General features: G+C 60.7%; 22 protein-coding genes. 2 read left to right on the top strand and 20 right to left on the bottom strand.

The genetic code is table 11. From position 1 onward, the window contains the following. Nucleotides 1-7: 7 nt before the first annotated feature. From JNB85_RS17900 to sdhC, 15 genes are all read right to left on the bottom strand, one after another. Nucleotides 8-760 (bottom strand): SDR family oxidoreductase, encoded by a 753-nt coding sequence (locus JNB85_RS17900; protein ID WP_220335672.1) that lies wholly within the window; start codon nt 758-760, stop codon nt 8-10. Further along, nucleotides 757-1,269 (bottom strand): hypothetical protein, encoded by a 513-nt coding sequence (locus JNB85_RS17895; RefSeq protein WP_223216526.1) that lies wholly within the window; start codon nt 1,267-1,269, stop codon nt 757-759. The genes JNB85_RS17900 and JNB85_RS17895 overlap by 4 nt, the downstream gene beginning before the upstream one ends. A gap of 14 nt (nt 1,270-1,283) precedes the next feature. Continuing rightward, nucleotides 1,284-2,024 (bottom strand): DUF4241 domain-containing protein, encoded by a 741-nt coding sequence (locus JNB85_RS17890; RefSeq protein WP_220335670.1) that lies wholly within the window; start codon nt 2,022-2,024, stop codon nt 1,284-1,286. Nucleotides 2,025-2,039: 15 nt separating this feature from the next. Beyond that, on the bottom strand, nt 2,040-3,296 hold the full coding sequence (gene odhB / locus JNB85_RS17885; RefSeq protein WP_220335669.1) for a 2-oxoglutarate dehydrogenase complex dihydrolipoyllysine-residue succinyltransferase: 1,257 nt from the start codon (nt 3,294-3,296) through the stop codon (nt 2,040-2,042). A gap of 31 nt (nt 3,297-3,327) precedes the next feature. Beyond that, nucleotides 3,328-3,645: a YciI family protein gene (locus JNB85_RS17880; RefSeq protein WP_220335668.1), complete on the bottom strand. Its 318-nt coding sequence runs from the start codon at nt 3,643-3,645 to the stop codon at nt 3,328-3,330. Between the two features lie 17 nt (nt 3,646-3,662). Then, nucleotides 3,663-6,647 carry a 2-oxoglutarate dehydrogenase E1 component gene (locus tag JNB85_RS17875; protein WP_220335667.1) on the bottom strand — a complete coding sequence of 995 codons (2,985 nt, stop codon included), beginning with the start codon at nt 6,645-6,647 and terminating at the stop codon, nt 3,663-3,665. Between the two features lie 168 nt (nt 6,648-6,815). Next, entirely contained in the window at nt 6,816-7,718 is a 903-nt protein-coding gene (sucD, locus tag JNB85_RS17870) for a succinate--CoA ligase subunit alpha (RefSeq protein WP_112545610.1), read from the bottom strand. A gap of 19 nt (nt 7,719-7,737) precedes the next feature. Then, a complete protein-coding gene (sucC, locus tag JNB85_RS17865; RefSeq protein WP_220335666.1) occupies nt 7,738-8,931 on the bottom strand; it encodes an ADP-forming succinate--CoA ligase subunit beta in 1,194 nt (397 codons plus the stop codon). A 36-nt stretch (nt 8,932-8,967) separates the two neighbouring features. After that, nucleotides 8,968-9,930: a malate dehydrogenase gene (gene mdh / locus JNB85_RS17860; protein ID WP_220335665.1), complete on the bottom strand. Its 963-nt coding sequence runs from the start codon at nt 9,928-9,930 to the stop codon at nt 8,968-8,970. Between the two features lie 174 nt (nt 9,931-10,104). After that, nucleotides 10,105-11,268 (bottom strand): cell division protein ZapE, encoded by a 1,164-nt coding sequence (zapE, locus tag JNB85_RS17855; protein ID WP_220335664.1) that lies wholly within the window; start codon nt 11,266-11,268, stop codon nt 10,105-10,107. A 48-nt stretch (nt 11,269-11,316) separates the two neighbouring features. Beyond that, nucleotides 11,317-11,823: a protease inhibitor Inh/omp19 family protein gene (locus JNB85_RS17850; RefSeq protein ID WP_220335663.1), complete on the bottom strand. Its 507-nt coding sequence runs from the start codon at nt 11,821-11,823 to the stop codon at nt 11,317-11,319. 277 nt (nt 11,824-12,100) lie between these two features. Next, on the bottom strand, nt 12,101-12,880 hold the full coding sequence (locus tag JNB85_RS17845) for a succinate dehydrogenase iron-sulfur subunit (RefSeq protein WP_220335662.1): 780 nt from the start codon (nt 12,878-12,880) through the stop codon (nt 12,101-12,103). A 15-nt stretch (nt 12,881-12,895) separates the two neighbouring features. Next, nucleotides 12,896-14,737: a succinate dehydrogenase flavoprotein subunit gene (gene sdhA, locus JNB85_RS17840; protein ID WP_220335661.1), complete on the bottom strand. Its 1,842-nt coding sequence runs from the start codon at nt 14,735-14,737 to the stop codon at nt 12,896-12,898. Nucleotides 14,738-14,744: 7 nt separating this feature from the next. After that, nucleotides 14,745-15,125: a succinate dehydrogenase, hydrophobic membrane anchor protein gene (gene sdhD, locus JNB85_RS17835; RefSeq protein ID WP_220335660.1), complete on the bottom strand. Its 381-nt coding sequence runs from the start codon at nt 15,123-15,125 to the stop codon at nt 14,745-14,747. A gap of 11 nt (nt 15,126-15,136) precedes the next feature. Next, nucleotides 15,137-15,529, bottom strand: coding sequence for a succinate dehydrogenase, cytochrome b556 subunit (gene sdhC, locus JNB85_RS17830; RefSeq protein WP_220335659.1), 393 nt, complete (start codon nt 15,527-15,529; stop codon nt 15,137-15,139). Nucleotides 15,530-15,832: 303 nt separating this feature from the next. Between sdhC and JNB85_RS17825 the strand changes: the two genes are divergently transcribed. Next, nucleotides 15,833-16,327: a hypothetical protein gene (locus JNB85_RS17825; RefSeq protein ID WP_220335658.1), complete on the top strand. Its 495-nt coding sequence runs from the start codon at nt 15,833-15,835 to the stop codon at nt 16,325-16,327. On the opposite strand, the gene JNB85_RS17820 is transcribed toward JNB85_RS17825, so the two are convergent. The 5 genes from JNB85_RS17820 to tsaD are packed head-to-tail and all read right to left on the bottom strand — an operon-like array spanning nt 16,294 to nt 19,795. After that, nucleotides 16,294-16,971: a class I SAM-dependent methyltransferase gene (locus JNB85_RS17820; protein WP_220335657.1), complete on the bottom strand. Its 678-nt coding sequence runs from the start codon at nt 16,969-16,971 to the stop codon at nt 16,294-16,296. The two genes, JNB85_RS17825 and JNB85_RS17820, sit on opposite strands and share 34 nt — an antisense overlap. 6 nt (nt 16,972-16,977) lie before the next feature. Next, nucleotides 16,978-17,409: an EVE domain-containing protein gene (locus tag JNB85_RS17815; protein WP_220335656.1), complete on the bottom strand. Its 432-nt coding sequence runs from the start codon at nt 17,407-17,409 to the stop codon at nt 16,978-16,980. 5 nt (nt 17,410-17,414) lie between these two features. Next, nucleotides 17,415-17,708: a YciI-like protein gene (locus tag JNB85_RS17810; protein WP_220335655.1), complete on the bottom strand. Its 294-nt coding sequence runs from the start codon at nt 17,706-17,708 to the stop codon at nt 17,415-17,417. 9 nt (nt 17,709-17,717) lie between these two features. After that, nucleotides 17,718-18,701, bottom strand: a complete 984-nt coding sequence (locus tag JNB85_RS17805; protein ID WP_220335654.1) for an NAD(P)H-dependent glycerol-3-phosphate dehydrogenase — start codon at nt 18,699-18,701, stop codon at nt 17,718-17,720. Continuing rightward, complete coding sequence (gene tsaD, locus JNB85_RS17800; protein WP_220335653.1) at nt 18,698-19,795, bottom strand: tRNA (adenosine(37)-N6)-threonylcarbamoyltransferase complex transferase subunit TsaD; 1,098 nt, start codon at nt 19,793-19,795, stop codon at nt 18,698-18,700. Before tsaD ends, JNB85_RS17805 begins: the two co-directional genes overlap by 4 nt. Nucleotides 19,796-19,867: 72 nt before the next feature. Here tsaD and hemC point away from each other — a divergent pair, with 72 nt between their 5' ends. Next, a complete protein-coding gene (gene hemC / locus JNB85_RS17795) occupies nt 19,868-20,797 on the top strand; it encodes a hydroxymethylbilane synthase (protein WP_220335652.1) in 930 nt (309 codons plus the stop codon).

Here is a 20,797-nt window from a genome sequence, read left to right as displayed (position 1 = left end):
TTATTGACTAGCGCCCGCCGCTCACATTGAGGATCGCGCCCGTTATGTAGGATGCCGAAGGCGAGAGCAGATAGACGATCGCATCGGCTACTTCCTCCGCTTGTCCAGCTCGCTTCATCGGAATCGATGAAGCCATTTCTTTCGGCCTGTCCGGCTGTCCGCCGGAGGCATGAATATCCGTTTCGATGATGCCGGGGCGGATCGCATTCACTCTGATGCCTTCAGCCGCGACTTCTTTGGAAAGCCCAACCGTAAAAGCATCGATGGCTCCCTTGGAGGCGGCATAGTCGACATATTGCCCAGATCCGCCGAGCACTGCGGCCATGGAGGAGATGTTGACGATCGCGCCGCCCTGCCCGCCATGCGCGGTCGACATGCGCCGCACCGCCTCACCGGCGCAGAGAATGGAACCGGTCACATTGATCCGCATCATCCGTTCGAGACGATCAGCTGACATTTCATCAACACGCGCGGTGTAATCGACGATACCGGCATTGTTCACCAGCCCGTCCAGCCGCCCGAAATGCTTGTCGACCGCCCCGAACATGGACATGATATCGGCGGCGTTGCCGACATCACCCTTGATTGCGATCGCATCGCCGCCAGCCTTCTTGATCCCGGAAACGACGGCGTTCGCCGCAGCCTCGTTAGAGGCGTAGTTCACGGCAACGCGCCAGCCATGGCGAGCCGCAACCAAGCAAGCGGCAGCACCAATGCCACGGCTGCCGCCGGTCACGAGCAGAACAGGACCATCAGTCATTGTGCGCATCCTTTGAAATCGAGGACATCCCACGGCGCGACCTTTGCCTTGCCGTCACCCCAAGCCGAAGACTGGCGTATCGCCGGGCCGAGGCCGGGAAAGACGATCTTTTCCGCGGCCGGGCTATCGCCGGACTGAAGATTGTCGAGCCCGCCACCGGCGCTTGCGCGATAGACGAAACCCTGCCAGACCATGCAGGCGTCGAGATCGGCGCCAGTGACGTCGCCGTCCGGGCAGTTGAACATCGCCATGCCCATGGTCCGCTCCGGATCCTCAGAGGACATGACATAGCCATTCATGACGACAGGGCTCTTCAACGCGCTGAGCTTGAACTGATGGGTTGAGGTCATGGCCTCGGAGGTAATCGGCGAGAAGCGTAGTTCATAGGCACCGTCACGATCTCCATAGATCGCGTTGGCCTGCTTGCACTCGGCAGCGACGGCGGAAACCGGCGCCCAGGACAGAGCGGCGATCACGATCGCTGCCAGACCTTTCCGCTTTATCGCCATATGTTCCCCATCCATTATAGGCTCGGCTTTCTGCGCCCGTCAGCGTTCTTGATGACCTGGAAATCCGTCAGCAGCACCAGTGGATGCTCGTCTTTGTCCATACCCCAGAAGACCGGATAGAAGCCGTCGCCCGAGCCGCTCCAGAAAATCGCGACATTGCCCTTCTTGCCGGCCACCGGCCGGTGCAGGGCATAGACACCCTTGTTGGCATCGAGCTCTGGGGCCAGCACGTCGTCATAATAGTTCGCGTCGGAATCGGGCTTCTGAACCTGTACCTGCTGCGCACGCTCCCCCATCAGCACAAGTGTGTCGGCATCCATATAGCTGCCGAGGCCGGCATCGACGGGGTAGCCGAAAATCTCGTCATCCCTCAGCGTAGCTACGTCCTGACCCGGAACGGTCGCAAGCTCCCAATGACCGGGCTTGCCCTCGGCAAAGCGCATGCTGGCAGCCGCAACCCGTCCGAACGCCTCATAGAGCCGCACCGGATACTCGCCGGCAGGAACCGTTCTTGCAAATGCCGGCCGGTCCGGCTGTGCCAGGGGATCGGCGGCAACGATACGGCCCGAGGTGAGCTCGACATTGCCCATATCGACGGTCTTGATGGAGCGTGCGGAAAGCTCCGCATCGCTGAGCGACACGAGGTCGAAATTGCTGCTTGCCTTGCTCACATCAAAGGCAAAAGCCGAAACCGGTATGAAGGCAACCGTGGCGCAGAATACTGCGCCCGCCGCTCGCATGATCCGGTCTCGCATGGCAGATCGCTCCGCTTAGAGGTCCAGAACCAGACGTTCCGGATCTTCCAGGCTTTCCTTGACGCGCACGAGGAACGTCACGGCTTCCTTGCCGTCGACGATACGGTGGTCGTAGGAGAGCGCCAGATACATCATCGGGCGGATGACGACCTGACCGCCGATGGCGACCGGACGCTCCTGGATCTTGTGCATGCCGAGAATGCCCGACTGCGGGGCGTTCAGGATCGGGGAGGACATCAGCGAACCGTAGACACCGCCATTGGTGATGGTGAAGGTGCCGCCTTGCATCTCGGCCATGGAGAGCGAACCGTCACGGGCTGCCTTGGCGAGACGACCGAGCTCCTTCTCGATCTCGGCGATCGACATCTGGTCGGCGTCGCGGATAACCGGGACGACGAGGCCCTTGTCGGTGCCGACGGCCATGCCGACATGGCAGTAGTTCTTGTAGATGATGTCGGTGCCGTCGATTTCGGCGTTAACGGCCGGCAGTTCCTTCAGCGCGTGCGTGACAGCCTTGGTGAAGAAGCCCATGAAGCCGAGCTTCACGCCGTGCTTCTTCTCGAAAATGTCCTTGTACTTGTTGCGCAGGTCCATGACTGCCTTCATGTCCACCTCGTTGTAGGTGGTCAGCATGGCGGCCGTGTTCTGTGCGTCCTTGAGGCGCTTGGCGATCGTCTGGCGCAGGCGCGTCATCTTCACGCGCTCTTCGCGGGCGGCATCCTCGACCGTCGACGGACCACGTGGCGCGGCAGGAGCTGTCGGAGCAGCAGCCGGAGCGACTGCAGCCTTGGCGACGGCAGCAATGACATCACCCTTCAGAACCTGGCCGCGCTTGCCGCTGCCATCGACCTGATCGGCCGAAAGATTGTTTTCTGCCAGCATCTTTGCTGCAGCCGGAGCCGGCGGCATGGTCGACACGGAAGCGGCCGGAGCTGCAGCGGCGGCAGCCGGTGCCGCAGAAGCAGCAGGTGTCGGAGCCGGAGCGGCGGGTGCTGCTGCCGGAGCTGCGGCGGCAGGAGCTGCAGCGGCGGCCGCACCTTCGGCGATCTGGCCGAGAAGCGCGCCGAGGCCAACCGTTTCGCCAGCCTGGGCAACGATTTCGGCGAGCGTGCCGGAAGCCGGAGCCGGAACTTCGATGGTCACCTTGTCGGTTTCAAGCTCGAGAATGGGCTCGTCGGCCTTGATGGCATCGCCGACCTTCTTGAACCAGGTGCCGACGGTTGCCTCGCTGACGGATTCACCGAGTGTTGGAACGCGGATTTCTGTGGCCATTGTTCAAATCCTGATTGTGCTTGTTATCGTGTTAGATAGCGGTCCCGGTCTGCGGCCGGAGAATGATTGAGGGCATTGGGGAGACATCGAAACGGAAACCGAAGCCGGAAGTGACGATCGGGTCCGCATCGGCAAGCGCCTTGGCTGCCGCCTGATCCGCAACCTCGACGATGGCGATGCCGAAAGCCCCTCCAGTCTCGAAGACTGGACCGACGGCAATCGCCGATCCCGCAACAGCCTTCTGGTGCCAATATTCGGCATGGCGCTTCATCGCCGCCATTTCCTCCCCGGTCCCATCATGCGGAAACGTGGGGCGCGGCGGCACGAGTCTCATGAAAAAATATGCCACCGCGATTCCCCTTTTTGTTAGCCGCCCAGCGCATCCTCAAGGAACGCGGCGAGCTGCGACAGATGCTTGGACATCAGGCCCGTCGCCGGCGAAGCGGCGGCCGGGCGACCCGTGTATCGAACACGCTGATACTTCGCATCGATATGGGCGAGCACCCATTCCAGATACGGGTCGATGAACGACCATGCACCCATGTTCTTCGGCTCTTCCTGGCACCAGACCATTTCCGCATTGCGGAAGCGCGACAGCTCGTTGATGAGCGCCTTGGCCGGGAACGGATAAAGCTGTTCGATGCGTAACAGGTAGATGTCATCGATGCCGCGCTTTTCACGCTCTTCCAGCAGGTCGTAATAGACCTTGCCGGTGCAGATGACGACGCGACGGATCTTGGCATCCTTCTGCAGCTTGATCGGGCCATCCTTGATGACCTCCGCATCGTCCCACAGGAGACGGTGGAAGGAGGATTCACCGGCCATTTCGGCAAGCGTCGAAACCGCGCGCTTGTGGCGCAGCAGCGACTTCGGCGTCATCAGGATCAGCGGCTTGCGGAAGTCACGCTTCAGCTGGCGGCGCAGGATGTGGAAGTAGTTCGCCGGGGTCGTGACGTTGGCGACCTGCATGTTGTCTTCCGCGCACAGCTGGAGAAAGCGCTCCAGACGGGCCGACGAGTGTTCCGGCCCCTGTCCCTCATAGCCATGCGGCAGCAGGCAGACGAGACCCGACATGCGCAGCCACTTGCGTTCGCCAGACGAGATGAACTGGTCGAATACGACCTGTGCACCGTTTGCGAAGTCGCCGAACTGGGCTTCCCAGAGCGTCAGCGCATTCGGGCGGGCCAGCGAGTAACCGTATTCGAAGCCGAGAACGGCTTCTTCCGAAAGCATCGAGTTGATGACTTCGTAACGGGCCTGCGTCGGCGACAGGTTCGCGAGCGGAATGTAGCGCTCTTCGGTTTCCTGATCGTAGAGAACCGAATGGCGCTGCGAGAAGGTGCCGCGTTCGCAATCCTGACCGGACAGGCGGATCTTGTGGCCTTCGACGACGAGCGCACCGAAAGCCAGCGCTTCGGCCATCGCCCAATCGAGGCCTTCGCCACTCTGGATCATGTTGGCGCGGTTTTCCATGAAGCGCTGGATCGTGCGGTGCGCATTGAAGCCTTCAGGAATTTCCGACAGCTTGCGGCCGATATCCTTGAGCGTCTTCATAGGCACGGCAGTCTTGCCGCGTCGCTGTTCGTCGGCATTGTCAGCCGTGCGCAGGCCGGACCATTCTCCATCCAGCCAGTCGGCCTTGTTCGGCTTGTAGTGCTGGCCAGCCTCGAACTCCTGCTCGAGATGGGCGCGCCAGTCAGCCTTCATCTTTTCGACTTCGCCGTCGGTCAGCAGGCCTTCACGGACGAGACGATCTGCATAGAGCTGCAGGACCGTCTTGTGGCCACGGATGACCTTGTACATCTTCGGCTGCGTGAAGGACGGCTCATCGCCTTCATTGTGCCCGTAGCGGCGGTAGCAGAACATGTCGAGCACGACAGGCTTGTGGAACTTCATGCGGAATTCGGTCGCAACCTTGGCCGCATAGACGACAGCTTCCGGATCGTCGCCGTTGACGTGCAGGATCGGCGCTTCGATCATCTTGGCGACATCGGACGGATAAGGCGACGAGCGCGAGAAGGCCGGGTTCGTCGTGAAGCCGATCTGGTTGTTGATGATGACGTGCATCGTGCCGGCGACGCGATGACCGCGAAGACCGGACAGGCCGAGGATTTCGGCAATGACGCCCTGGCCGGCGAAAGCTGCGTCACCGTGGATGAGAAGCGGCAGAACCTTGGAGCGTTCGGACAGCGGAATGATGTCGCCGTCCCAAACCGTAGCGCTCATGTCCTGCTTGGCGCGAGCCTTGCCCATGACGACAGGGTCGACGATCTCAAGATGCGACGGGTTCGCCGTCAGCGAGACATGCACCTTGTTGCCGTCGAATTCGCGGTCGGAGGAAGCGCCAAGATGATACTTCACGTCGCCGGAGCCTTCGACTTCGTCTGGCGCGTAGGAACCGCCCTTGAACTCGTGGAAGATGGCGCGGTGCGGCTTACCCATGACCTGGGAAAGCACGTTCAGCCGTCCGCGATGGGCCATCCCGAAAACAGCTTCCTTGAGGCCGAGAGAACCGCCACGCTTCAGGATTTGCTCGAGCGCCGGAATCAGCGATTCACCGCCGTCGAGACCGAAACGCTTGGTGCCCTTGAACTTGACGTCGAGGAACTGTTCGTAACCTTCGGCTTCGACCAGCTTGGCGAGGATTGCCTTCTTGCCTTCGGCGGAGAAGGCAACACCCTTGTCCGGACCTTCGATGCGTTCCTGGATCCATGCCTTTTCTTCCGGATTGGAGATATGCATGAATTCGACGCCGAGGGTCGAGCAATAGGTGCGCTCGAGGATTTCGATCATCTCGCGCAGGGTCGCATATTCGAGGCCGAGCACGTTATCGATGAAAATCTTGCGATCGTAATCGGCAGCCGTAAACCCATAATTTTCAGGTGCAAGCTCGTGATAGTCATCGACCGGGGCGGCGATGCCGAGCGGATCGAGCTTGGCGTGCAGATGGCCACGCATGCGGTAGGCGCGGATCATCATGATGGCGCGGACGGAATCGCGCGTCGCCTGCAGCACATCGGCAGCGCCTGCCGGCTGACCGGCGGCTTCGGCCTTGGCCTTTACCTTGGTCTCGATGACCTTTTCGACGATGCCCCAGTCGCCATCGAGCGCCGAGACGAGATCGCCGCTTGCCTGCAACGGCCAGTTCTTCTTGCGCCAGGATGCTCCCTTGGCCGCCTTCTTCACATCGGCAGGATCGTCTTCCAGCGCCTTAAAGAAAGACCGCCACTGATCGTCGACCGAGTTTGGATCGTCCTCATAACGGGCGTAGAGCTGCTCGATATAGGCAGCATTGGCGCCATCCAGAAACGAGGTGATCTGAAATTGCTCGTTGGCTTCTTGCCGTGCCATGGTGTTACGCGGACGCTTCCGTCCGCCTCCTGACTTAGATGAATTTGCCGGCTTCATCGCCGGCTGCCGCATTCCGATTGCCGCCTGTCCGCGGCACATCCGCATTGAGTAAGTGGAGAGCCGGGCGGAGGCGAGGATGCCGTTCCTCCGCCCGGTATATAAGTTGGATTAGCCCTTGAGGACTTCAACCAGCGTCTTGCCGAGGCGAGCCGGAGATGGCGACACCTTGATGCCGGCCGATTCCATCGCCGCGATCTTCGATTCCGCATCGCCCTTGCCGCCGGAAACCACAGCACCGGCATGGCCCATCGTGCGGCCCTTCGGCGCCGTACGGCCAGCGATAAAGCCGGCCATCGGCTTCTTGCGGCCCTTCTTGGCCTCGTCCTTGAGGAACTGTGCCGCGTCTTCTTCAGCCGAGCCGCCGATTTCGCCGATCATGATGATCGAGGTCGTGGCTTCGTCAGCCAGGAACATTTCCAGCACGTCGATGAATTCGGTGCCCTTGACCGGGTCGCCGCCGATGCCGACAGCCGTCGTCTGGCCGAGACCTTCATTGGAGGTCTGGAAGACAGCTTCGTAGGTCAGCGTGCCCGAGCGGGAAACGATACCGACCGAACCCTTGCGGAAGATCGAGCCCGGCATGATGCCGATCTTGCATTCTTCCGGCGTCAGGATGCCCGGGCAGTTCGGGCCAAGCAGACGCGACTTGGAACGGTCGAGGCGAGCCTTGACTCGAACCATGTCCATGACCGGAATGCCTTCGGTAATGCAGGTGATGAACGGGATCTCGGCGTCGATCGCCTCGATGATCGCATCGGCTGCACCTGCGGGCGGGACATAGATGACGGACGCGTTGGCGCCGGTCTTTTCCTTGCCCTCAGCAACGGTTGCGAAGATCGGCAGGCTTTCGCCCTTGGAGCCGGTCCAGGTTTCGCCACCCTTCTTCGGGTGGATACCGCCGACCATCTGCGTGCCGTAGTAAGCGAGCGCCTGTTCGGTGTGGAACGTGCCGGTCTTGCCGGTTAGGCCCTGAACCAGAACTTTGGTGTCTTTGTTGACGAGAATGGACATACTTTCAGATCCTTCAAAATTAGCCGTTGATCGCCGCAACGATCTTCTTGGCCGCATCGTCGAGATCGTCAGCAGCCGTGATTGCCAGACCCGACTCGTTCAGGATCTTCTTGCCGAGCTCGACGTTGGTGCCTTCAAGGCGAACGACGAGCGGAACCTTGAGACCGACTTCCTTGACCGCGGCAATGACGCCCTCGGCAATGACATCGCACTTCATGATGCCGCCGAAGATGTTGACGAGAATACCTTCGACCTTGGGGTCAGCGGTGATGATCTTGAAGGCTGCAGCAACCTTCTCCTTGCCGGCGCCGCCGCCGACGTCGCAGAAGTTTGCCGGCTCCTTGCCGTAGAGCTTGATGATGTCCATCGTCGCCATGGCAAGGCCAGCACCGTTGACCATGCAGCCGATATTGCCGTCGAGCGCGACATAGGCAAGGTCCCACTTGGAGGCCTCGATTTCCTTGGCGTCTTCTTCCGTCTCGTCCCGCAGTGCCTTGACGTCATCATGACGGAACAAAGCGTTGCCATCGAAAGACATCTTTGCGTCGAGGACGCGCAGGTGACCGTCCTTCATGACGATCAGCGGATTGACCTCGAGCAGGGCCATGTCCTTTTCGCCGAACGCCTTGTAGAGCGCCGGGAAGAGCGTCTTGGCGTCTTCGACGGCTGCACCGTCAAGCTGAAGCGCCTTGGAGATCGTCGCAACGTCGGCAGCCGTCACGCCGGCTACCGGATCGATGGCGATCGTATGGATCTTCTCAGGCGTGTCGTGAGCAACGGCTTCGATATCCATGCCGCCTTCGGTCGAAACGACGAAGGCCACCTTGCCGACCGAACGATCGACCAGAAGCGAACAATAAAGCTCGCGAGCAATGTCGGCACCGTCTTCGATGTAGAGGCGGTTGACCTGTTTGCCGGCTTCGCCGGTCTGCGCCGTCACGAGCGTATTGCCGAGCATTTCCTTGGCATGCGCAACGACTTCATCGATCGACTTGGCAAGACGAACACCGCCCTTGGCATCCGGACCGAGCTCCTTGAACTTGCCCTTGCCGCGGCCGCCCGCATGGATCTGGCTCTTGACCACGTAGAGCGGGCCGGGAAGCGACTTGGCGGCAGCCTCGGCTTCTTCAACCTTGAGGATAGCCACACCCTGCGCGACCGGTGCGCCATAGCCCTTCAGCAGAGCCTTGGCCTGATATTCGTGAATGTTCATGGGTTTGTCCCTATTTCGATAACGTCAGCGCACCGATTACTTCAGAGCGGGCGCGATGTTGATGCAGGCTTCGCAGAGACCGGCGACGGCGCCGACGGACTTGTCGAAGGCCTCCTTCTCGGTCTTGTTGAGGTCGATCTCGATGATGCGCTCGACGCCGCCGGCACCGATGACGGTGGGAACGCCGACATACATGTCCTTGACGCCGTACTGGCCGGAGAGGTGGGCAGCGCAAGGCAGAACGCGCTTCTTGTCCTTGAGGTAGGATTCGGCCATTTCGATCGCGGAAGCAGCCGGAGCGTAATAGGCTGAACCGGTCTTCAAGAGGCCGACAATTTCGGCGCCGCCGTCACGGGTGCGCTGGATGATCTCTTCGAGACGCTCCTTGGTGACCCAGCCCATGGTGACGAGGTCGGTCAGCGGAATGCCGGCAACGGTCGAATAACGGGCGAGCGGCACCATCGTGTCGCCGTGGCCGCCGAGAACGAAGGCCGTGACGTCCTGAACGGAAACGTTGAATTCCTTGGCGAGGAAAAGGCGGAAGCGCGAGGAGTCGAGAACGCCGGCCATACCGACGACCTTGTTGGCCGGAAGCCCGGAGAACTTCTGCAGCGCCCAGACCATGGCGTCGAGGGGGTTGGTGATGCAGATGACGAAAGCGTTCGGGGCATACTTCTTGATGCCGGCGCCGACCTGCTCCATCACCTTAAGGTTGATGCCGAGAAGGTCGTCGCGGCTCATGCCCGGCTTGCGCGGAACGCCGGCGGTGACGATGCAGACGTCAGCGCCTTCGATCGCCGAATAGTCGCTGGCGCCGGTGAAGTTGGCGTCGAAACCGTCAACCGGGGAGGACTGTGCGATGTCGAGACCCTTGCCTTGGGGAATGCCGTCGGCAATGTCGAAGAGGACGATATCGCCCAGTTCCTTCAGACCGGCGAGATGCGCCAGCGTGCCACCAATCATGCCAGAACCGATGAGTGCGATCTTGTTACGCGCCATTTCGCTTTTCCTTTGCGATCAAAATCCGTCGGGCGACGCGCGGGCATCGCCCAATGCCGCCATCGCATAGACCTAAAGCCCAAAAATGGCAATGCACTATTTTTGGCGCAGCAATTTCAATCGTTTAGATGTCAAAATTCTTACGTAAACGTAAGACTATTTGTCACTGAAGTGTTACTCGGCAGCCCGCCGTTCATGGTGCGCCGCGAGATACTCCGCGCTTCTCATCTCAAAAAGGCGGGATGCCGTACGATCGAATTCAAAGCCTTCGGTGCCGCGTCTTTCGAGGAGCAGACCTTCGGGCATTGCGGCGGCCGAAGCATAGAGGCGGGTGCCGTGATCGTAGAGCGTATCGATCAGAATGATAAAGCGTTTGATCTGGTTCCGCTTTTCTGGGCCGAGCAAGGGAATGTGATCGATGAAGATCATGTCGAAGCGTTCGGCAATGGCCAGGAAATCGGCAGCACCCATCGGCTTGTCGCAAAGATCGGAGAAGGAGAAGCGCGCCATGCGGTCGACGGCGAAGGGCACATGGATTGCCCGCCCCTTCATCGCAATTTCCGTTGGCTGTGCCTTGCGGCCGTGCAGCGCCTGCGTCCAGGACGCATCCATTGCCATGTCGGTGCGCTCATCGATCGGGACGAGATAGACCGGCTGACTGTTCAGCTTCTCCATCCGGTAGTCGGTCGGTGAATCGAGCGAGACAATCTCGACATGTTTCTTGAGGAGACCGACGAAAGGCAGGAAAAGCCCGCGATTGAGGCCATCCTTGTAGAGGTTATCGGGCTCAACATTCGAGGTCGCCACCAGCACACAGCCGCGCGCGAAAAGCTCGGAAAACAGCCGCGACAGGATCATCGCATCGGCGATATCGGTGACGGTGAATTCGTCGAAGCAGAGCAGTTCCGCTTCCTCGAAAAGGGCAGCGGCGACCGGCGGCATCGGATCGGCCTGCTTCGTCTCGCCGTTCTTCAGCTTTTGCCGATGGACGGCGATGCGATTGTGCACATCCGCCATGAATTCGTGGAAATGCGCGCGCCGTTTTTTCCGGCAGGGCGCCATTTGGAAGAACATATCCATGAGCATAGTCTTGCCGCGCCCCACGCTGCCATGGATGTAGAGGCCTCTAATACCGGCCTCGGTCTTCTTCTTGGAAGCAAACAACCAGCCGAGCGCGCTGCTCTTGGCAGCGGGTTGTTTCCGCTTGAGAGCAGCAAGCACCCGATCGAGGCACTTGGCCACATCCATCTGGGCAGAATCAACCTGCAGCGTCCCCGATGCAGTCAGCGATTTGAGCTGCTCGGTAACGCTGAGCGAATAGTCTGGCATTGGCTGCATGAGGGCTTGTCCGCCTATGCGTAACCGGCGGAACCCCGCCGGACTGTCTTACCGGCTGAGGGTGATCGGCTGCCCGGTCGTCGTCTGGCCATTGAAGCTGTTGTCGGCAACCTTGTAGACGGAGCCGATCTGGTTGCCGCTGCGATCCTTGAGCAGAACCTGTTTGCCGGACACTTCCCAGGAACCCATGGCTGTCAGCTCACCGACGCAACCGCGCGTACCGCCGCGCGATCCGCTGCCGAGATTGGTGAGCGTCAGGAACATGTCGCAGGTGCCGTTGACACGCCAGCTGCCGACCATCGATTCCTTGGTGACATCAAGCGAAGTCGCCGGTGCAGCACCGCCCGGCTGGACACCCGCGGTCGGCGCCGTTGAAGTCGGAGCGGCAGGAAACTGTCCGGTCGGAGGAGGTAGCTGGCCGCCCTGTACGGAAGGTACCGGCTGCGCCGTCAACGGCGGAGGCGCGCTGTTACTGCTGTAGTCATATGAGGTGCGCTGGCATCCCGCCAAGGCTAGAGCGGCCGTTAGACCCGTCACCACATATCGCAACTGCATCATCAAGCTCCCGAATGTCCGCCTCAACCGCAGAGATATTCAATTCTGGGTTCGAATTACCGTATTTCACTTTGGTTAATCAAGTCAGCACAACGCAAATCCGCCCTTGTGACACCTATAGCAAGGCCGGCACAATTCAACCGACCCTCTCGCCGGACTTCTTGCTGATAAAATATGTCAGCAAGGTGTTGTGCCCGGCCGTCTCGTTCTTGATTAAGTTCGATCCGTTCGGGAAGTCGAGATAATGCTCAATTGAATCCGATGGAGGCGTCGACGCTCACACGCGACGCTCGACCATCATTTTCTTGATTTCGGCGATTGCCTTGGCCGGGTTTAGACCCTTCGGGCAGGTCTGCGCGCAGTTCATGATCGTGTGGCAACGATAAAGGCGGAACGGATCCTCAAGATTGTCGAGACGCTCGCCGGTCGCTTCGTCACGGCTATCGATCAGCCAGCGATAGGCCTGCAGCAGCACGGCCGGTCCGAGATAACGGTCGCCGTTCCACCAGTAGCTCGGACAGGAGGTCGAGCAGCAGGCACAAAGAATGCACTCATAGAGGCCGTCGAGCTTCTGACGATCTTCATGGCTCTGCTTCCATTCCTTGGCCGGCGTCGGCGAAACCGTCTTCAGCCAGGGCTCGATGGAGCGGTGCTGGGCGTAGAAATTGCTGAGATCGGGAACCAGATCCTTGACGACAGGCATATGCGGCAGCGGGTAGATCTTCACCGCACCCTTGATGTCGTCCATGCCCTTGGTGCAAGCGAGCGTGTTCGTGCCGTCGATATTCATCGCGCAGGAACCGCAGATGCCTTCACGACAGGAACGGCGCAGCGTCAGCGTCGGATCGATCTTATTCTTGATGTAGAGAAGAGCGTCGAGAACCATCGGGCCGCAATCGTCGACATCGACATAGAAGGTGTCGATCGATGGGTTCTGGCCGTCATCCGGGCTCCAGCGATAGACGCGGAACTCGCGGGTGTTCTTGGCACCCGCCGGCTTCGGCCACACCTTGCCTTCGCGCATCTGGGAGTTCTTGGGGAGAGCGAGTTCAACCATGTCAGGTTCCTCTGATCAGTATACGCGGGCCTTCGGCTCGATCTTATGAGGATCGATACCGTCTGCGATGAGGTCGGTGTGGACAGGCCGGTAGTCGAGCTTCACGTCGCCCGCCTCGTTGACCCAGGCTAGCGTGTGCTTGCGCCAGTTGACGTCGTCGCGGCCTGCGAAGGGACCTGACGTGTAGTCTTCGCGGGCATGCGAACCGCGGCTTTCCTTGCGGGCTTCGGCGCCGTAGATCGTCGTGATGGCGTTGGCCATCAGGTTCTGCAGTTCCAGCGTCTCGACAAGGTCGGAGTTCCAGATCATCGAGCGGTCGGTGACCTTTATATCCTTGAGCTCGCCCCAGATTTCCGAGAGACGGCGGCAGCCGGATTCCAGCGATTCCTGTGTGCGGAACACCGCTGCATCCTCCTGCATGGCGCGCTGCATCTTCTCGCGCAGCACCGCCGTCGGCGTGCCACCATTGGCGTAACGCAGGCCGTCGAAGCGATCCATGATCTTGTCGCAGGCGGCCTTGTTCAGCGCCGGCACCGGCTCGTTGCGATCGATGATCTCGCCGGCGCGGATCGCGGCCGCACGGCCGAAGACGACGAGATCGATGAGCGAGTTGGAGCCGAGACGGTTGGCCCCGTGAACCGATGCGCAACCTGCTTCACCGACGGCCATCAGGCCGGGGATGATGCGTTCCGGATTGGCGCTGTCGGCGTTCAGCACTTCGCCCCAATAGTTGGTGGGAATACCGCCCATATTGTAGTGAACGGTGGGCAGAACCGGGATCGGTTCGCGGGTCACATCGACGCCTGCGAAGATCTTGGCGCTCTCGGAAATGCCCGGCAGGCGCTCGTGCAGCACGGCCGGATCGAGATGGTCGAGATGCAGGAAGATGTGGTCCTTGTTCTTGCCCACACCGCGGCCTTCGCGGATTTCCAGCGTCATGCAGCGCGAAACGACGTCGCGCGAGGCCAGGTCCTTGGCCGACGGCGCGTAACGCTCCATGAAGCGCTCGCCTTCGGAATTGACGAGATAGCCGCCTTCGCCGCGCGCGCCCTCGGTGATGAGACAGCCGGAGCCGTAGATGCCGGTTGGATGGAACTGCACGAATTCCATATCCTGCAGTGGCAGGCCGGCGCGGGCCACCATCCCGCCGCCGTCGCCGGTGCAGGTATGAGCCGAGGTCGCCGAGAAATAGGCGCGGCCGTAACCGCCGGTCGCGAGCACTACCATCTTGGCAGCGAAACGATGGATCGTACCGTCGTCGAGGCACCAGGCGATGACGCCGGTGCAGCGGCTGCCATCATCCGACATGATCAGGTCGAGCGCGAAATACTCGACGAAGAACTCGGCATTGTTGCGCAGCGACTGGCCGTAAAGCGTGTGCAGGATGGCGTGGCCAGTACGGTCGGCGACAGCGCAGGTGCGCTGCACCGGCGGGCCTTCGCCGAAATTCTGCATATGGCCGCCAAACGGACGCTGGTAAATCTTGCCTTCCTCGTTGCGCGAGAAGGGCACGCCGTAATGTTCCAGCTCATAGACCGCCTTCGGGGCTTCCATGGTGAGATACTGCATGGCGTCGACATCGCCGAGCCAGTCGGACCCCTTGACGGTGTCGTAGAGGTGCCACTGCCAGCTATCCGGCGTCATGTTCTGCAGCGAGGCGGCAATACCGCCCTGGGCGGCAACCGTGTGCGAGCGGGTCGGAAATACCTTGGTGATGCAGGCCGTGCGGAAACCCTGTTCGGCCATGCCGAGCGTGGCGCGCAGGCCGGCGCCGCCGGCGCCGACGACGATCACATCATAGGAGTGATCGACATAGGTATAGGCCTTCCCATTCTGAGCGGGTGAAGACGTTGCCATGATACGGTTATCCTACGAATGCGATTTTCAGAATGGCGAAGAGACAGAGGCCGGCGACAAGGATCGCGAAGAAGGTGTTCAGCATCAGCAGCAGCAGCTTGCCGATCTCGCCGTGAACGTAGTCTTCGATGATGGCCTGCATGCCGAGCTTCATATGGACGGTGCCGGAGACGACCATCAGGCCCATGACAACGGCGACAAATGGGTTCGAGAGAGCACGAACCACGTCGACATAGGGCGCACCGGCATAGACGATCATGAAGATGACGAAGAAAATGATGAGCGGGATGTTGGAGACAGCCGTCAGGCGCTGGCGCCAGAAATGATCGGTGCCTTCCTTGGCGGAGCCGAGGCCGCGAACCTTGCCCAGAGGAGTGCGCATATCCATGAGTGCGACCTTCAGAAGCGGATGATGAAACCGATCACCCAGACCAGCACGGTCAGACAGAGCGATCCGATGACGTTGGCGATGGCGAGCTTGGTGGAGAATTCCTTCTCGAATCCGTGTCCAAGATCCCACATCAGGTGGCGAAAGCCGCCGAGCATATGGTGCAGCAAGGCCCAGGTATAACCGAGCAGGACGAGCTTACCGACGATGCTGCCAAGCACCCAGTTGGCCCAGTCATAATATGCTTGGCCGGTGGCCGCCGCGATGAGCCACCAGGCAATCAGCAGCGTGCCGAAATAAAGAGCGCCACCTGTAATGCGGTGAACGATCGACATGGCCATAGTTGGGATAAGCTTGTAAACTTGCAGATGCGGCGACAGGGGCCGGTTTGTCACATTCGCCATCAGAACCTCGCGGCGTCTTCCATTTGCCCTTGACGTCAGGGGCTTTTCTCAGTCAACCACACGAATGACAAAATTCTGTGTGCGTTGCATCATTCTCGACGTTTAATCACCGAAACCCCTGACGACAAGCATAATTGCTGCCTGCTTTTAATTTAATCGATTCGCGTTACCGGGAAGTTTTCAACGCCGCGAAACTCGTCTCCATCGCTCATTTTTTAAGCTGCGCTTATGGCCGCGTGGACAAGATCAGCCTTTTGGCGCAATCTGGCGTTAACGATTTGTTAGCGTTTCGGAGTTTGGTCCATGTTCCGCAGTCTGTCCAAGACCACCCTTGCTCTCCTTGCGGTGCTGACAGCGCTGCCCGCAGCAGCAGGAGAGCGCAACTTCGATCATCGCTTTCCGCGCCATAACGGTTTTCATGACGACGTCTTCCTCGGCAGGCGCACCCACTGGGATAGCGGCCTGCACTTCAGACGTGACAACGTCATCCGCTATCGCCCCCGTACCCCGTTTCTGAAGCAGTTCAGCTACCCGGGGACAAGCCGCTACCGCAGCAGCAACATCGTTGTCATTGCGGCTCAGCCCCAAAGCTATGATCAGAATTACGGGAGCAACGGCATCTACGCCGGATCGTCCTATACCTATCAGACGGATGGCGGGACCTATGTCGGCGGCGACGGGTACTATCGTCTGGCCGCGCCGGAACGCAACCTTGCCCCGAAGGCCAAGGTTATCGATGTCGGCATCGCCGATGATCCCTGCTCCTATGAGGCCAATGTCTGTGTCATCCGACCCTGAGGCCTGAACCGCCAGACGGTCGTCTTCTTGACCTCGCTGTCTTCAAGCGCCCGGGTCACGGGCACCTCATAAACGGCGCAAAACTCCAGCCTGTCTTTTGGCAGATAGGCCCGCCCCGGATCGCCGACCAGAACATCCTTGCCCTCGGCCACAAGCGTCTCGAACCACGGAATCAGCGCTTCGGCGAAGGATTTGTCGTAGAAAACGTCGCCGGCAAGGACCACATCCGAATCGACATTCTGAGCGATGAGATCGGCTCCGGTGAAATCCAGTGAGACGGAATTGACAGCGGCATTCAACCGCACCGCCGTCTGCGACCACGGATCGATATCGGCGGCCGTCACCCTGGCCGCACCAGCCTTGCTTGCGGCAATTCCCACCAATCCGGAACCGCTCGCGAAATCCAGTACCCGCATTCCTTTGACCGTTTCGCGACGGTCGAGAACATAGCGCGCCAGCCCCTGTCCGCCCGCCCAGGCAAACGCCCAGAAAGGCGGCGGCAGGCCGATTGCCTCAAGCTCCTCTTCCGTCTTCAGCCAGAGTTCGTGAGCTTCGCTCGCCAGATAAAGCCGGATTTCCGGCACATGCGGCAGCGCAAGCAGACTGGTATTGGCGCGGATAAAGGTTTCAGGGTCGGTCTTCAAAGCTGCTCAGCGCGGCGGATTGTCAAAACCGCCCATGCGGCAGACCTCGGCCCATTCGTCATCCGTCACCGGCTGCACGGAAAGCCGCATCGAGGTGACCAGCGACATCTTGGACAGCTTTTCGTTTGCCTTGATATCCTTCAGCGTCACCGGCTTCGGTACATCCATGACCGCGCGGATATCGACGCAATCCCAGCGATCGTCGCCCTTCGCCGTCGAATCCGGATGCGAGAGCGCACAGACTTCGACGATACCCACGATCTCCAGTCCATCATTGGAATGGTAGAAGAAACCCTTGTCGCCGATCTGCATGGCTCGCATGTTGTTACGCGCGAGATAGTTGCGCACGCCGGTCCATTCCGTGCCCTTCTCGCCTGCCGCCTTCTGCTGCTCCCAGGACCAAGCTCCAGGCTCGGATTTGTAAAGCCAGTGCGCCATTCTGCTTAAGCCTCCGGCTTGTTGAAGACCCAGTTGAAGGGCTTCACTTCGACGCTTTCGAAAAGACCGGCCAGCGCGTAGGGGTCCGCGGCGCCAAGCGCCGTGGCTTCCTCCAGCGTTTCGGCATGAACCAAAACGAGGCTGCCATTCGGCTTGCCTTCAGCATCGAGGAACGGGCCAGCCATAGCAAGCTTGCCTTCGGCATTCAGCTTGTTGAGATACTCGAGGTGAGTGGGGCGCGTTTCCATGCGCACGTTGAGATGGCCGGGCTTGTCCTTGCAAAGAAGGGCGAAAAGCATGTCTGTCTCCTATTCGGTCGTAATCGGACGCGTCATCAATTGTTCGATGGCTTCGGATATGGCGAGCTTGCCTTCAATGATCGCAGAAACCGCATCGGTGATCGGCATCTCGACGCCGAGTTCTTCGGCAAGCCGCGAGGCAACCGCCGCCGCAAAAGCCCCTTCCACCAACTCGCCGCGGGAAGGGTCCACCTTTTCGCCGCGCCCGAGCGCAATGCCAAAACGCAGGTTGCGCGACTGATGGCTGGTTGCCGTCAGCACGAGATCGCCCAGGCCTGATAGCCCCCGCGCCGTATCGGCATTGCCGCCCTTGGCGACGATGAAGCGCGACATCTCGGCAAGCCCGCGGGCAATCAGTGCCGCACGCGCCGAATCGCCGATACCGCTGCCTTCGACGATGCCGCAGGCAATCGCCAATACATTCTTCAATGCTCCGCCAAGCTGTACGCCGATGCGGTCTGCCGAGGCATAGAGCCGGAAGGTGCGGCCAGAGATCGCCTGCGCTAGCCGCTCGGCAACCTGCATGCTGGCCGCGGCGATGACCATGGCTGTTGGCAACCCTTTCGCGATATCGGCGGCAAAGCCTGGCCCGGAGAGCACGGCCACCGGATGGTTGGGCAATTCCCGCTCCAGCATGTCGGTCAGAAGGGCGCCGGTTGCCCGCTCGATACCCTTCGCGCAGGTGACCACGATGGCGTCTTTAGCCAGGTAAGGACCGTAATGCCGCGCGGCATCCGCCTGCGCCTGCGAGGGCATGGCGAAGAGCACGATGTCTGCATTGCTGATCGCATCTGCCTCAGCGGAAAATTCCAGCATCTCGGGCAGAGGAATGCCCGGCAAAACAACATCATGCAGTCGCTCTGCCTTAAGGTCTTCGATCAGAGCCGGATCGCGGCCGACGAGGATAGCCGAATTGCGTCCCGTCAGCGCGATGACGGTAGCAAGCGCCGTACCGAAAGCTCCCGATCCGACGACGGCGATGCGCTCGCTCATGCCTTGGCTCCCCGCTTCCCTGATCCGAGCACGGTTTCGGCCTTGGAATCGAGCGGCCAGCGCGAACGCGGCTGCACATCGAGATCGTCAGACGCAACACCTTTCGCCATGCGCTCAAGTCCGGCCCAGGCAATCATCACGGCATTGTCGGTGCAGAGGTGGAGCGGCGGCGCGATGAAACGGAAGCCATTCTTGTCGCAGAGCGCCTGCAGCGTACTGCGGATCTCCTTGTTCGCTGCGACACCGCCGGCCACCACGAGCGCCGGCTTTTCCGGAAGGTCCGGAAATTCCGCCTTGAACCGCTGCAGGCCGCGGCCGATGCGATCCTTCATCGTGCGGGAAATCGCCTTCTGGAAGGAGGCGCAGATATCGGCGACATCCCGATCCGTCAGCGGCGCGATCTCGGTCGCCGCCTGGCGCACGGCGGTCTTAAGGCCGGAGAAGGAAAAATCGAGCCGCGCCTCGCCAACCAGCGGTCGCGGGAAATTGAACCGGTCGGCATTGCCGTCCTTCGCCATCCGTTCCACGGCCGGCCCGCCGGGATAGGGAAGGCCGAGCAGTTTCGCCGTCTTGTCGAAAGCCTCGCCCAGCGCATCGTCGATCGTCGTGCCCCAGCGCTCATATTCGCCGATGCCGCGCACGAGGATGAGCTGCGTATGGCCGCCGGAGACGAGCAGCATCAGATAGGGGAAGGAAAGTCCGTCCGTCAGCCGCGCCGTCAGCGCGTGGCCTTCCAGATGGTTGATGGCATAAAGCGGCTTGCCGGCCGCCTTGGCGATCGCCTTGCCGGTCATCAGCCCGACAAGCAGCCCTCCGATCAGGCCAGGCCCTGATGTCGCCGCGATCGCATCGACATCCGAGAGCGACACATTGGCGCGCTTCAGGGCCTCGTCGATCAACTCGTCGAGCGCTTCGACATGGGCGCGAGCGGCAATTTCTGGCACCACGCCGCCATAGGCACTATGCTCGTCTAGCTGGGAAAGAACGACATCCGACAACACGTTGGAGCGGCCTTCCGCATCGCGCTCAACGACGGCAGCGGCGGTCTCGTCGCAGCTTGTCTCGATGCCGAGGATGCGCAGAAAGGGAGCCATGAAACCTGTTCGTCGATTGCGATAGGGGTTAAACCTGTTTACGAGAACTCCGGTAACAACGGATCAAAGCGGATGCAAACAAAACCTTTCCGGATCGGCACACGCGGCAGCCCGCTGGCGCTCGCGCAGGCATACGAGGCCCGCGACCGGCTGATGGCAGCCCATAACCTGCCGGAGGAAATCTTCGAGATCGTGGTGCTGACGACCAAGGGCGATCGCATCACCGACCGCTCGCTGGCCGAGATCGGCGGCAAAGGACTTTTCACGGCAGAACTGGAGCAGCAGCTCGTCGCCGGCGATCTCGATCTCGCCGTGCATTCGAGCAAAGACATGCCGACTGTGCTACCGGAAGGTCTTTATCTCTCCGCTTACCTTCCGCGCGAAGATATCCGCGACGCCGTCGTCGGCCGCACCGCGCCGAAGCTGATCGACCTGCCGCACGGCGCAACTGTCGGTTCATCCTCGCTGCGCCGTCAGGCGCTCATCCGCCGCATGCGACCGGACATCAATGTCATTACCTTTCGCGGCCTCGTCGACACCCGCCTGCGAAAGCTTCAGGAAGGCCAGGTGGATGCGACACTTCTGGCACTTGCCGGCCTCAAGCGCCTCGGCAAGGTCGAGGTGATCACCGATATCCTCGACCCTGACAGCTTCCCGCCGGCACCCGCCCAGGGCGCGATCTGCATCGAAAGCCGCATCGGCGACACAAGGGTCGACGAACTGCTGGCGCCGATCAATGATGCACCGACATTCGACACGGTCTCCTGCGAGCGCGCCTTCCTGGCCGCCCTCGATGGCTCCTGTCGCACGCCGATCGGCGGCTACGCCGTCTGCGAGGGGGATCAGATCCGCTTCTCGGGCCTTATTCTCACGCCTGACGGCCGCCACCACCATGCAATCACCATCGACGGCAACCGCCGCGACGCCGCAGCCCTTGGTACCCGCGCCGGACAGGACGTGCGCGCACGGGCCGGCAGCAGCTTCTTCGAGGACTGGAGCTAG

Source organism: Rhizobium mesosinicum (assembly GCF_019511345.1).
GTDB classification, from domain to species: domain Bacteria; phylum Pseudomonadota; class Alphaproteobacteria; order Rhizobiales; family Rhizobiaceae; genus Rhizobium; species Rhizobium mesosinicum.
This window is presented reverse-complemented; position numbering and strand designations above follow the sequence as displayed.